Origin of the sequence: Oceanobacillus massiliensis str. N'diop (genome assembly GCF_000285495.1) — a bacterium.
In the GTDB taxonomy this organism is placed as follows: domain Bacteria; phylum Bacillota; class Bacilli; order Bacillales; family Amphibacillaceae; genus Oceanobacillus; species Oceanobacillus massiliensis.
This window is the reverse complement of sequence record NZ_HE610976.1, coordinates 511,175-524,832: the sequence shown is the minus strand read 5'-3', so window position 1 is coordinate 524,832 and position 13,658 is coordinate 511,175. Positions and strand designations below refer to the sequence as shown.

Annotated in this window: 12 protein-coding genes; 9 read left to right on the top strand and 3 right to left on the bottom strand. The window is 40.6% G+C overall.

All coding sequences use genetic code 11. From position 1 onward, the window contains the following. The first annotated feature begins 327 nt into the window (after window positions 1-327). The 6 genes from OMHG_RS02655 (at window position 328) to OMHG_RS02630 (ending at window position 5,310) form a co-directional block, all read left to right on the top strand. On the top strand, window positions 328-981 hold the full coding sequence (locus OMHG_RS02655; protein WP_010648085.1) for a GntR family transcriptional regulator: 654 nt from the start codon (window positions 328-330) through the stop codon (window positions 979-981). Window positions 982-1,102: 121 nt separating this feature from the next. Next, window positions 1,103-1,573, top strand: coding sequence for a DUF2848 family protein (locus OMHG_RS02650; RefSeq protein WP_010648084.1), 471 nt, complete (start codon window positions 1,103-1,105; stop codon window positions 1,571-1,573). Between the two features lie 112 nt (window positions 1,574-1,685). Then, window positions 1,686-2,474 carry a carbon-nitrogen family hydrolase gene (locus OMHG_RS02645; protein ID WP_010648083.1) on the top strand — a complete coding sequence of 263 codons (789 nt, stop codon included), beginning with the start codon at window positions 1,686-1,688 and terminating at the stop codon, window positions 2,472-2,474. Window positions 2,475-2,514: 40 nt separating this feature from the next. Then, entirely contained in the window at window positions 2,515-3,513 is a 999-nt protein-coding gene (locus tag OMHG_RS02640; RefSeq protein WP_010648081.1) for a TRAP transporter substrate-binding protein, read from the top strand. Window positions 3,514-3,577: 64 nt separating this feature from the next. Beyond that, window positions 3,578-4,036 carry a TRAP transporter small permease gene (locus OMHG_RS02635; RefSeq protein ID WP_010648080.1) on the top strand — a complete coding sequence of 153 codons (459 nt, stop codon included), beginning with the start codon at window positions 3,578-3,580 and terminating at the stop codon, window positions 4,034-4,036. Beyond that, on the top strand, window positions 4,033-5,310 hold the full coding sequence (locus OMHG_RS02630) for a TRAP transporter large permease (protein WP_010648078.1): 1,278 nt from the start codon (window positions 4,033-4,035) through the stop codon (window positions 5,308-5,310). The genes OMHG_RS02635 and OMHG_RS02630 overlap by 4 nt, the downstream gene beginning before the upstream one ends. A gap of 547 nt (window positions 5,311-5,857) precedes the next feature. Here the strand turns inward: OMHG_RS02630 and OMHG_RS02620 are convergent. After that, a complete protein-coding gene (locus OMHG_RS02620; RefSeq protein WP_010648076.1) occupies window positions 5,858-6,643 on the bottom strand; it encodes an ABC transporter ATP-binding protein in 786 nt (261 codons plus the stop codon). A gap of 185 nt (window positions 6,644-6,828) precedes the next feature. On the opposite strand from OMHG_RS02620, the gene OMHG_RS02615 reads away from it, so the two are divergent. Both OMHG_RS02615 and dacB read left to right on the top strand, forming a co-directional pair. After that, the gene (locus OMHG_RS02615) at window positions 6,829-7,680 is read left to right on the top strand and encodes a Cof-type HAD-IIB family hydrolase (RefSeq protein WP_010648074.1); all 852 of its coding nucleotides are present in this window, start codon (window positions 6,829-6,831) and stop codon (window positions 7,678-7,680) included. Between the two features lie 552 nt (window positions 7,681-8,232). After that, on the top strand, window positions 8,233-9,708 hold the full coding sequence (gene dacB, locus OMHG_RS02610) for a D-alanyl-D-alanine carboxypeptidase/D-alanyl-D-alanine endopeptidase (RefSeq protein ID WP_044476755.1): 1,476 nt from the start codon (window positions 8,233-8,235) through the stop codon (window positions 9,706-9,708). 231 nt (window positions 9,709-9,939) lie between these two features. On the opposite strand, the gene OMHG_RS02605 is transcribed toward dacB, so the two are convergent. Next, window positions 9,940-12,162 carry a putative bifunctional diguanylate cyclase/phosphodiesterase gene (locus OMHG_RS02605; RefSeq protein ID WP_010648071.1) on the bottom strand — a complete coding sequence of 741 codons (2,223 nt, stop codon included), beginning with the start codon at window positions 12,160-12,162 and terminating at the stop codon, window positions 9,940-9,942. A 264-nt stretch (window positions 12,163-12,426) separates the two neighbouring features. Then, window positions 12,427-12,681: a GlsB/YeaQ/YmgE family stress response membrane protein gene (locus OMHG_RS02600; protein WP_010648069.1), complete on the bottom strand. Its 255-nt coding sequence runs from the start codon at window positions 12,679-12,681 to the stop codon at window positions 12,427-12,429. A 527-nt stretch (window positions 12,682-13,208) separates the two neighbouring features. Between OMHG_RS02600 and OMHG_RS02595 the strand changes: the two genes are divergently transcribed. Then, window positions 13,209-13,607 carry a hypothetical protein gene (locus OMHG_RS02595; protein ID WP_010648067.1) on the top strand — a complete coding sequence of 133 codons (399 nt, stop codon included), beginning with the start codon at window positions 13,209-13,211 and terminating at the stop codon, window positions 13,605-13,607. The last annotated feature ends 51 nt before the right edge of the window (window positions 13,608-13,658 follow it).

Below are 13,658 nucleotides of genomic sequence, written 5' to 3'. Positions count from 1 at the left end.
GCATTAATTCCGCGCTAAATAGAATAATTCCGCGAAATTGCGCATAATTCCGCGCTTTTCGAGATAATTCCGCGGAAACAGCAACTAATTCCGCGTTTCGCCGAAAAAAGGGGAGCGTTGCAGAAGCGCGGCAAGAATCCCGCAGTTTATCGTATTAATTCCGCTAAATTGCGTAAAATCTTCGTTTCTCTACCTATCCCATTCTAATATGTCAGAAAACCTAACATAAAATTAATAAAATATTAAATGTTTATTGACAATTTAAAAAATAGTGATGTATAGTGTATACATAATACAACATACATATTCTTTTGGAGTGAAAATATAATGAAGCCGATTGAGAAAAGAAAGACTACAAAGGAAATCGTTTATGAACGTTTAAAAGATGCTATCCTGCATGGTGATATTGAACATAAAGAGGTGCTCACGGAGACTTATCTGGCTGATTCACTGGATACTTCGCGAACTCCGATTAGGGAGGCTGTTTCGGACCTGGTTAAAGAAGGGTTGCTTACCCATATTCCGAGAAGAGGGTTTCGGGTAAGGGAAATTACAGAGCATGAAATGGACCAGATTATTTATTTAAGGACTTCTATTGAAATCAAAGGAGTTACATTATTAGCCAGTACGATAACCGATGAGGATGTAAAGGTCTTGAATCATATTATATCTCAGCAGGAGGAAGCAATAAAAAGCAATAATAGGATTGAATATATTGAGTTGGATCAACTTTTTCATAGGAAGATTTTAAGGGCCTCTCATCAAAATCTATTGGAGCAGATTCATAAAGAGCTATACAATCTAACTCGGCTTATTGGCCATGCTGCAATAACGAAAGAAGGAAGAATGGAAGATGTCATAGAGGAACATAAAAATATTGTTCGTGCATTAGAGGAAAAAGATGACCTTAAGGCATCTGAATATATGAAAAATCACTTAATGATTACGGGAGAAATTGTAAAGCAAGTGAAAGATGATTAATCAAATTGGGGGATATTCTAATGATTGCTAATTACAAACTGGAAGTAGATGGAGTTGAAAAGAGCCTTCAGATAACTAGTGCTTATTGTATCGGTTACACGGGAAGAAATGTTGAAAAACAATGGAGCATATCAGAGAACTCTCAGAGATTGGTATACCGGAGCCGGAAGAAGTACCTATGCTCTATCCGGTAAGGATAAGCAGTTTAATTCAGGAACAGCCTCTGGAAGTGATTGGCACTAAAACAAGTGGTGAGGCCGAAATTGTATTGATTTTCGGTGACAATGAGGGTGAAGTTTATGTAACTGTGGGAAGTGATCATACGGATCGTGCCCTGGAAGAAACCGATATCAATAAATCGAAGCAAGTGTGCGATAAGCCCTTTGCTGCAAAGGCGTGGAAGCTCGAATCTGTTATTGATCATTGGGATTTATTGGAGCTTTCGTCTGAAATCTATCTGGATGGACAATGGGTGAAATATCAGAGTGATAAAATCTCAGCAATCTTACCATTTGAGTCGATCAAAGAATACTTGAATAAAAAGGAAATAGCACTGCCGAACAGTATTTTTTTTCCGGGACAGTCCCATTAATGGATGGGTTCAAATATGGTACAAAATTCAAGATGGTTTTTACCGATCCTGTTCATCAGGATGAGATTATAGCAATCTATGAAATTAATAATATCGAAAGGAGAAAATGATAATGAAATTCTCAGTCTATCAAATGGAAATTATCCCAGGTGAGCCTGATCGAAATCGGAAAAAAGTAGAAAAGTGGATTGAAAAGGTAGTAAAAGAAGAACGGTCAGATTCAATTGTATTACCGGAAATGTGGACAACCTCCTACAAATTGACCCATTTAGATGAACTGGCAGATGTGGCGGGCGAGCCGACAAAGTCCTTCTTAAGGGACATGGCAATTCGACACAACGTTAATATTATTGGAGGATCGGTAGCTAATAAAGTGGATGATCAGATATTTAATACGAGTTTTGTGTTTAATGCGTCTGGTGAATTGGTTTATGAGTACAGCAAAATTCACTTGGTTCCAATGCTAGACGAGCCGAAATATTTAACTGGCGGCACCAAAAAGGTGGAAACCTTTGAACTGGATGGTATCAAGATGGGAATCATCATTTGCTACGATCTACGATTTCCAGAACTTGCCCGCTCACTCGCATTGGAGGGTGCTCAAGTGCTGTTTGTTGTTGCCGAGTGGCCGTCTGTCCGGGAGAGGCATTGGACTTCCTTGCAGATTGCCAGAGCTATAGAAAATCAAATGTATGTCGTTTCTTCGAATACTATTGGAACATTTGACGGGGTGGAGTATGCCGGTTCATCCATGCTGATTGATCCGTGGGGAGATGTTATTGAGCAAGGTTCAACCAATCAAGAAGAAACGCTCTCGTGTTCTTTAGATTTGGAAAAAGTAAAACAGGTCAGAGAGGAAGTGCCTATTTTCAGCAGCAGAGTTCCCAATTTATACAATTAATGAGAACTTAAACAAATAAAAATACAAGGAGTTTAGCAAAATGAAAATAAATAGAATAGTTATGGCAAGTGGAATGGCTTTATTGTTACTAGTATTGGCAGCTTGTTCCGGAACTGATTCAGGCGGTGCTGCTGGAGATACTGTCACACTAAAATTAGCACATACAGGTTCGGAAACACATCAATATCAGATTGCGGCTGAAAAATTTAAAGAATTGGTTGAAGAAAAAACGGATGGCTCTATAGAAGTGGAAATTCACGGTAACTCAACGCTCGGTAGTGAAGCAAGTGCTGTTGAACAGGTGATGGATGGTTCGATTGAAATGACGACCGTCTCTGCTGACAGCTCTTTTGCAAATACTGTTCCTGAAATGAACGTTTTCGGACTGCCATATTTATTTGAAGACAGAGATCACGTCTATCGTACATTGGATGGTGACATCGGTCAGGAGTTATTGGATCTGACGGAATCACAAAACATGAAAGGCCTAGGATACTGGGAAGTGGGATTTAGACATATTACAAACAGTACGAAAGAAATCACCACCCCTGAAGATGTGAAAGGACTACAAATCCGCGTACAGCCTTCACCGGTGTGGGAAAGCCATATGAAGGCAATCGGTGCAAGTCCAACCCCTGTTGATTTCAATGAATTATATTCTGCGATGGATCAAGGTGTTGTTGATGGGCAGGAAAATCCTCTTCCTACCATAGATTCCATGAAATTTTACGAAGTGCAAAAATACGTTTCTTTAACTTCCCATACTTACAGTCCAGCTATTGTTGTTATGAATAATGATGTTTGGAATGGTCTGGATGAGGAACAGCAGACAGCGGTACAAGAAGCGGTCGACGAAACAACCACATATCATAGAGAAGCACTGGCAGAAAAAGAAGAGGAAATATTGAAGACGTTAGAAGAAAATGATGTCATCATCACTGAGCCGGACCGTGAGGCATTTAGAGAAGCAACGAAAGATGTGAAGAACGAAGTGAAGGAAGTTCCTGCAGATCTGATCGAAAGAATTGAAAACAACTGATGACGAAATCCGGGAGGGGCTTCCCCTCCAGCGGATTTTTAATTTAAGGAAAGGATGTAGCACGATGGTTTTGAAAAAACTGGATGCTTTTCTTGGAAAATTGCTTGAAGTGATTATTACTGTCTGCCTGGGGGCAGTCGTGGTAGTTACCTTCGCACAAGTCTTATTCAGATACATATTTCAGCAGTCCCTTACCTGGTCACAGGAAGTGCTAATGATCAGTTTTGTGTATAGTGTGCTTTTTGGAGCAGCCTTAGCTATAAAAAATAACGATCATTTAAGTGTTGATTTATTTGAAAACCTACCATCAAGTATCAGAAGAATTTTTAATGTAATAGAGTTTATTATTGTAGGAATCGTCATCGTCGTTGTCTTCTATTATGGATGTCTATTGGTGGCAAGCAATCTTCAGTCGGGACAAATCGTCGGGATACTCCCTATTAAAATGGCTTACGTGTATCTGGCAGTTCCAATCAGTGCATTGTTCATGACGTATTATCATGTTAAGAAGGTGTTCAAATGATTTGGTTAATTGGTCTGTTATTTATCCTTATATTGCTGGGGGTTCCCATTGCTTTTGGATTAGGCTTCGTGTCTATTTTCGGTATTATGCTCTCTGACCCAGGCTTACTGATCAATGTTCCGAGGAGGATATTTAGCGGAATCAATAATTTCACTTTGGTTGCCGTCCCGTTATTTATTCTTGCTGGCGAAATTATGACCAAGGGTGGAATTTCTAAAAGGTTGATTGATTTCTCTAAGACTATTGTCGGTCCATTACCAGGTGGGCTAGCTATTGTAGTCATATTGGCGAGTATGTTTTTCTCTGCATTGACCGGAACAGCAATAGCGGCAGCTGCTGCAATCGGTGGGATGATGATTCCGGCAATGAAAAAAGAAGGATATGACATTCGTTTTTCTGCCAGTATTGTTGCTACGTCGTCCACCATCGGTCCAATAATTCCGCCAAGTATTGTCTTGATCTTATTTGGTGTAATGGCAAGCGTATCTATCGGAGATTTGTTTATTGCGGGAGTGATACCAGGGCTTCTAATGGGGCTGAGCCTAATGATTTACAGTTTCTTTGTCGGAAAGAAAATGAATTATCGCTCAAGTGACCATATAGCTACATTTAAAGAGATTGCTGTTGGAGCCAAGGATGCCTTGCTTGCGCTCATCATGCCGCTAATCATTATTGGTGGGATTGTCAGCGGAATATTTACAGCAACGGAATCAGGGGTAATTGCTGTAGTATACGCCATTATAATTGGTATGTTTGTCTATAAGGAAATTGCTTTTAAAGATCTATGGACAATCCTACTCGCGACAGCAAAAACCTCTTCAGCAATCATTTTCCTGATTGGAACAGCATCCTTATTTATTTGGTTTCTATCATTCAACCAGATTCCAAACCAATTGATAGATATGATGGGCGGAGTGGCAGACAATCCCTTCTTATTATTATTGATCATAAATATTATTCTATTAATAGCTGGAACATTTATTGATACAATCAGCGCAGTATCCATTTTCACACCATTATTTTTACCGTTAGTCCTTGCAGGAGGTATCGATCCGATCCACTTTGGGATTATTCTAGCAGTTAACTTAACAATTGGTATGGTAACCCCGCCACTTGGAGTATGCTTATTTGTAACATCATCAATTGCTAAAATAACCGTACCAAAAATGTTTAAATACCTAATCCCGCAAATAGCGGTATTACTTCTGGTATTAATTTTAATCACCTATGTTCCGGAAATAGTACTATTTCCAGTTGAATTATTTGCAAAATGAAAATAGGAAGTAAGAGAGGAAGTCTCTTGCTTCTTTTTTGCTTTTGATATGGATAGAGGCTGATAATTCCGCGGTCTTGGACAGTGATTCCGCGCAAAAGCGGATAATTCCGCGGTTCGGAGCATAATTCCGCGCAAAAGCGGATAATTCCGCGGTACAGAGCATAATTCCGCGCAAAAGCGAATAATTCCGCGGTACAGAGCATTATTCCGCGAAAAGTCGGATAATTCCGCGTTTCGGAGCATAATTCCGCGCAAAAGCGGATAATTCCGCGTTTCGGAGCATAATTCCGCGCGAATCCGGATAATTCCGCGGTACAGAGCATTATTCCGTGAAAAAACGGATAATTCCGCGTTCCAGAGCATAATTCCGCGCAAAATCGGATAATTCCGCGTTTCGGAGCATTATTCCGCGCCCGCGCACCTTTTTTCCGCGGCCCGCCCGCGCAATAATTAATAATCCCTTGCCTTAGCGCTCTTTCCGCCCTCCCCAGCCAACACCCCAACAATCGCTTTTCTCGCAATCCAAAGCAGCGCTTACTCAAATATCAGTCACGGATTGTCATCCATGGCCGTTCTCTATGCCATTCCACTAAAACATTTTTGTTGAAAAATGAGGATAATCGTTCGCTGGTCAAGACATTCCGGGTATCTCCTTGATCGAAGACTTTCCCTTCGCGCAATAGCAGCGTATGGGTGAAGGTAGGCAGTATTTCTTCAATGTGGTGGGTGACAAAGATAATCGTTGGTGCATTTTCCTGTGTTGCCAGGTTAGTTATAGTAGTCATCAATTCCTCGCGGGAAATGAAGTCAAGGCCGTTGCTAGGTTCATCGAGGATTAACAGGTCTGGCGATGCCATCAATCCTCTTGCAATAAGGATTTTCTGCTTTTCGCCTTGCGAGCAGGTTTGATAGGTCCGGCCGGCCAATTCACTGCAGCCTAGAGACTCCATTATATGTAAAGCTTTTTTAAAGTCTGCATCTGTTGGATTTTCATAGAGTCCCCCTATGGAGGCATATTTTCCGCTGACAACTACTGCTTCGGTATATTCAGTGCCCTTCATTCTTTCTTGAAGCGAGGAACTGACCCAGCCGATGGATTTTCTTAGCTCTCTAATGTCGGTCTTCCCGAACAGCCTGTCCAGCACACGGATTTCCCCCTTTGTGGGCCAGATATATCCGTTGACCATATTAAGCAAGGAAGTTTTGCCTGATCCATTCAAGCCGAGCACGGCCCAATGCTCACCCTTTGACACTGTCCAATTGATGTCTGACAGAATGGTCTTGTTTTCCCTTTTATATATTATGTTTTGCATGTTTATAATTGGATGCACTTTTCCATCTCCTCTATATAATTACAGTAAATTCCTCTCCATTATAAGTCTTTTTATAAATTTATCTAAATATTTTGAAGGAAGTGTTTATTATTTGGATAGAAAGAGGTTTTAGTAAAATATTATTGCTTTTACTGGTACATTAGAGTTACCGAAAATATTTCTACTAGTTAGGGGAAAATAAAATGAAATTAATTGCAATTGATTTGGATGGGACGCTTTTATCAGAAGACGGAACGATAAGCAATGAAAATCGAAAGGCTATACGAGAGAAACAGAGCCGGGGGGATATTGTTGTGATTTCTTCCGGACGTTCGCTGCATGATACCAAACAGATTTTGCTGGATGCTGAGCTAGTCTGTCCGATTATAACTGGAAATGGTGCAGTTGCATTTTATTCCGATGAGATACTTCAGAATTTGTTTTTGGAAGCAGAAGTGATTCAGGAACTAATAGAAACTGTTGAAAGCTATGGTCTCTATTATGAACTCTATACAAATAAGGGTGTCTATGTTGAAGAAAATGGCAGGAAGTTTTTGGATAGAGAGATACAGAAGATAAGCAAGCTGGACGCTGCATTTGAGGTTGAGGCCGCCAATCGGATTGTGGAGATTCAATACGAACAGAATGGGATTACATTAGTGTCAAATTATAAAGAGCTGGACTATAGGCCATTGGAAATATATAAGGTATTTGTTCTTTCCTTTGACTTGGAGGCTCTCGCACAGCTTCGGGACCATTTAGCTGACAGAAAAGATATATCCCTTACTACATCTGGTGCACAGAAGCTGGAGATCGGCAATCCTCGTTCAAGCAAAGGAAACGCACTCCAATTTATTGCTGAGCATTTCGCCGTGCCACTCAAGAATACAGTTGCAATAGGCGATAATTTGAATGATCTCTCAATGTTTGAAAAAGCCGGAACCAGTATTGCAATGGAAAATGCAGAAGAAATCGTGAAAGAGAGAGCTACATATGTTACCAAGGACCATAATGATGATGGAGTAGCCTACGGTTTGCGGGAATATGTTGAATAACGAAGGAAATTGTGGAGGAACAGCTGTTATTGATGTGTATTTAATGCCTCGCTAATCGTTTAAAAGCAGAAAATAGCTGATAATTCGAGATAGAAACAGGCGATTAGGGGAGCTGCTGATATATAGTGAAAAAGCTGATATTCTGAGAAAATTGCTGATATATCGCCAAAAAAAGCTGATATAACATGCAAAAATGCTGATATATCGCAAAAAAAGCTGATATATCATGCGAAAATGCTGATATATAACAAAAAAGCCGATAATCCATAAAACATCCCAAAGCAGATGTATCCACAAAATCCGAGATTAGAATCCAAGCCAGCATGAAAGGCTTCACACCTAAGAAAAGATGCTCAGGGTCTAATCCATGTATCCTATTTCCTATAAACCGACGTACCGCTGGGCAAATAGTTGCTTTTCTGCCAATATTGCTAGAATTCGTCATTTTTTACTGTATAATTAAAATATTCTAACTTTAATAAAGGATGTGGACATGCCTTGAAATGGAAGATTAATCTTAAGTTGAGCTTGCTTTTCGTGCTGTTTGCCGGTATGGCAGTATTTCCTTTTTGGGCTCAGGAGGAGACAATACATGTTAATGCATCCGAAGAAATTAGCACAGATGAAATTGATGAAAATGCCACTTTAGAGGAGAAACTGGCACTTATTCTAGACAATGAACATTTAGACGGAGGGGTAACGGGGGTTAGTGTTAAAGCTGCTGATTCTGGTGAATTACTTTTCGCGCAGAACGGAGATATCCGCCTGCATCCAGCCTCCAATATGAAATTGCTGACAGCTGCGGCAGCGCTTGAGACGCTTGGGGAGGATTACCGTTTTCGTACCGAGGTGCTAACCGATGGAAACGTCAGAGGAAGTGTATTGCATGGCAATCTGTACTTGAAAGGAAAAGGGGACCCTACACTTTTGGAGGATGACTTTACGCAATTTGCCAAGGATTTGAAGGGAAAAGGAATTCGGAAAATTAAGGGAGACCTTATCGGGGATGACACATGGTACGATGATGTTCGGTTGTCACAGGATCTCAATTGGTCGGATGAACCGTTCTATACCGGGGCCCAGGTGTCTGCGTTAACCCTTTCACCTAATACGGACTATGATGCCGGAACCGTCATTGTGCAGGTCAGTCCGGCAGAGAAAGATGGCGGGAAAGCTAATGTAACAGTAAGTCCGGAAACAGATTACGTCACGATCGAAAATAAAACGGAGATGGTGGCTTCTGGTGAGGGGAAGGATATTTCTATTGAAAGAGAACATGGATCCAATACGATTGTAATTGAAGGGACCATGCCGGTTGGCGGCACGAATTCACGCTCATGGGTATCAGTTTGGGAACCTACTGGATATGCAATGGATGTATTTAAGAAAGCTTTGCAGGAGCAGGGAATCCAGTTCATCGGAAATTCAGCTGAAAAAATGGAAGCAGTCCCAGAAAATGCCAGTCTCCTTACATACAAGGAATCGATGCCGCTTAAGGAATTGCTGATACCCTTTATGAAATTAAGCAACAATGGTCATGGAGAGGTATTGACAAAGGAGATGGGAAAAGTCGTCCATCAGGAGGGAAGCTGGGATAAAGGGCTTGAAGTTATAGAGGACGCTGTTGCCGGGTTCGGGGTGAATCCTGATACAATCCAGCTTAGGGACGGATCCGGAATGTCACATAAGACCATGATTCCGGCAAATGAACTATCGCAAATGTTAGTTGAAATTCAGGATAAGAGCTGGTTTAGTTCGTTTAAGGAATCGTTACCAATTGCAGGCGAAGCGGAGCGGTTTGTAGGCGGGACACTGCGTTACCGAATGACGGAAGAACCGGCCAAAGGAAACGTGACTGCTAAGACAGGCTCGTTATCAGGTGTCTCAAGTCTTTCCGGATATGTTACCACAAAAGATGGCAAAGAAGTCGTCTTCTCAATAATGGTAAACAACTATCTTGGATCAAGTGGGAATGTGACTGCCATAGAAGATGCGATTGGGAATGCACTTGCTGGTCATGAGTTTTAGGCTATGAGTTTTTAGGAATAGAAGAAATTTAGGGAGCGGCAGATTATGCTGCTTCTTTTTTTGGATAATTGGGTAGGTAAGCAGATGTTCGAAAAGCAAACTAGAAAAGCAAAAGGGGAACACATTTTTCTTCAAAAAAACAGGAGGGCGATTTCCCCCTGTTTTCGAAACATCGTTCTATAATCCTTAGCGCAAATATCATTAGTCTTCATTCGGGATATTAACCTGGTTTCAATTCAATATCATATATCTTGCTTCAATTTTCTCAGCTGGAACGGGCTTGCTGTAAAAATAGCCTTGGGTGATGTCGCATTTATGCTGTTTTAGGAAATCGAGCTGTTCTTTTGTTTCGACACCTTCTGCAATAACCTTCATTTGAAGGCTGTGTGCCAAGGAAATGATCGCTTTAACAATAATGGTGTCATTCTGATCCTCTGTTATTTCACTGATAAAGGATTTATCGATTTTTATGTAGTCGATTGGGAAATCTTTGAGATATTTTAACGAACTGTATCCTGTTCCAAAGTCATCGATGCTGATACAGATGCCAAGTGCCTTCAACTGCTCCAGAATATGAAGGGAGTAATCAATGTCCATGGCCATATATTCCGTTATTTCAACGACCAGATATTCAGGATTTAGTCCCGTCCGCTCAAGAACATTCTCGACAAATTTCACAAGATCCTGTGTAAGGAACTGCTGTGTCGATAGATTGACGGCAATTTTGATAGGGAGCATGCCGGCATCCTGCCATCTTTTGTTTTGGGTGCAGGCCTCGTTGATCACCCATTCGCCAATCTGTGCAATCATGCCAGTGTCCTCAGCCAGTTTAATGAACTTTTCTGGAAGGAGCATGCCGAGCTTCGGATGATGCCATCTTATCAATGCTTCCATTCCAACCAGTTCAAAGGTTTCATTATCCACCTGTGGCTGGTAATGCAGGGTGAATTCATTGTTTTCAATTGCTCTTTTCAAATCCCATTCGAGCTGCAATTCGTCAATCATGTTGGCATGCAATTCATTCGTGTGGACAACATAACGATTTCTTCCCTGCTTTTTAGCTTGATACATGGCATTATCCGCATAGATCATGAGCTGCTCTGACGTAATCGGATAGTCAGGATATATGGCAATACCGATGCTGACAGTTGTCGACAGCTCATTTGCACCAACTTGAAAAGGCTCCTGAAACAGGTTCATAATATGTTCTGTTTTTTGAATGAGCGCATCTCTGTCTTTGAAGTCCTTTAGCAGTAACACGAATTCATCGCCGCCCATTCTGGCAACAACATCATTTTCGCCGAGGTATTTGGCAAGCCGCTTGCTAACCTCTGTCAGAAGGATATCCCCATGGGAATGCCCAAAATTATCATTAATCACCTTAAATCGATCCAGGTCCAAGAAGAGCATTGCCCATTTCCGCTTATTTCCGACGCTTGCGTCTTCGATTAACTGTTCCATTTCTTTCTTGATATGCCGACGGTTAGGAAGATTGGTGAGGTCATCATGGAAAGCCATATAGTTATATTTTTCCAATAAATTCCTTTCCGATATATCCCTGAACTGACCGAATGCGCCAACCATTTGCTGATCTTCATAGATTGGTTGCGCATCAAACAGGCAATCAACTCGTTCGCCTTTATAATTGTCAAACTGAAGAACTTCATTGTTAAAAATTTCCTCATGTTCAATGACCCTTTTGAAATAGTCGCCTGTCAGCGGAGAATCGATCATATTCTCTCCTAGCGCTACTTCCCTGCTTTTCCCGGAAATTTGTTCTGCAGCTGTATTGAATCCTGTGGTAATTCCAATTTTGTCCGTTACGACGATTCCATTATTGGTACTGCTCAGCATAATTTGGTTCATGATGTTCAGTTTTCTGTTTTGCTTTCTGAGCAATAATTCCCGTTCAATGGAATCAACTGTCTGGGACAGCATCGTAAGGAACAGTGGATTCTGAAATGGCAGTGGCATCATCAGAGAAACGCTTCCAAGAAGACTATCCTCATCCGTATAATGAAAGGCTGCTCCATAACAGGCTATTTCATGCAGGAAGGAATGATAATGATTTTTACCTATTAAGCTTATCGGACGCCTCTGCTGCAAGGATAGGCTAATGACATTCGTTCCAGTATCTTCCTCAACAAACCGGCTGCCTATCTTAATCCCGAAATGCTCAATGGTTGATTTGATCGAATCATCTCCTGCAATATCCAGCAGATAACCATCCGCATCAGAAACGCCCACCAATATAGGTGTTCCCTTTAATGAATCCAATAATTTATTCGAGAAAAAGCTGACGACAGATAGGATTTCACGATAGGAAATCCTCTTTTCCTCTAATTCGTCCGCATTCAAAAACGTTCTCGGCCGGGCTATCACATTTGGATCCATGCCCAGCTCTTTGCACTTACGCTTAGAATCACTTATAAAAAATGGTTCCTTTTCATGCACTATGATCACTCCAAAAAACTACCATTATGTAACACTTTATTATAGGTTGATAAAAGAAATAATGTCAATTCGGGACGGCGGACAAAGGCGGGGATTTAAGAGGAGCTATGCCCTGTGCGTATAACGATTTTATTGGCGAGTTTGTGATGAGGATGATTGTTGGAGGGATTATGTCAAAAAGAAGGCACCTGATTTTAGTGTGTGCTATCCACATAAAAAAAGGAAGGGAATTTCACAATGGAAATTCCCTTCCTTGCTGGTTGGTTATGCATTCTTACGCATAGCTCTCATAATCAGACTGACGATGAAAATCAGTACGATAGCACCGATTAATGCTGGTATAATGAAAAATCCGCCAACCTCTGGTCCCCAGCTTCCTAATAGTGCTGAACCTAACCAGGCACCGATAAAACCTGCAATAATGTTACCAATAATTCCTCCTGGTACATCTCTTCCTACGATAAGGCTAGCTAACCAACCTAAAATACCACCTATAATTAAACTCCAAATAAATCCCATGTTATGTTCCACTCCTTCTTATCTGTGATGTACTATTTGTATTACCTAAATTGTTTGTTTCTAAACTATTTTTAAAAAACCCTTGTTATTACCCTTCGACGGGGGGAATCTGGAGCTTACATTCCAAGCCCTTAGTGAAGAGACATTTGACAATCCGCCCCTATCTTTCAGTGCACCATTACCAGCTTTGCTGATAGTCTTCCTCTATCACGGCACTTTATTCAAGAAAAACAATATAAATAGAGCCACTTTATTATTTTTTTGAGATGTGAGGGAAGTACAAGGATGTTCATTATATAAAATAAAAAATCAATAAACTTAGATAATTTAAGTAAATATGAGGAAATACGAGTAAAACGTTCGTTATAATGGAATAATCATGATTTTTGCCGTTTTACGAAATGTATTAGGTATTCTATACTATGAACAAGTTGTTCGTTATAAGATACAAAACGTCTTTAAAATGAACGGAACATCGATATCTATCAGGGGGTGAGATTATTGGGAAAAAGTTAGTTGTATCTCTATTGGCGGTGGTAGCCTGTCTCTCTTTTTACGTTTCCGTGAATGCCGATACATATCCAGAGTTAAGGGTCCCAAACTGGTATGAAAAAGTATCACAGTTCAGTAAAGAGGAATTGCTTGAACGTTTTGGATCTATAGAAGAAGTTTCAACAAAATTGCTGGTAAAGGAAAGCAAAACCTCATTTGAAAGTTTTCTGGAAAATTTTCTTCTTGCTTGCATCAGCAGCTCTGAGGAAGAAGTGGCGAATCACAGCAAAACATATTTGTCGCAATTAGATGAAGTAAAGAGTGAACTGACAAAAGAAAATTTGGACGAATACAACGAAAGTAAGGCACAAGCGATCAACCGGGAAGTCAACGAAGAAGCGAAACAGCTGTTATCAGAGCTTTTAGGCGAATAGAAGCAATTCTTTCATTAACAAATAAAAAAATAAGAAAACGAAAGGGAGATT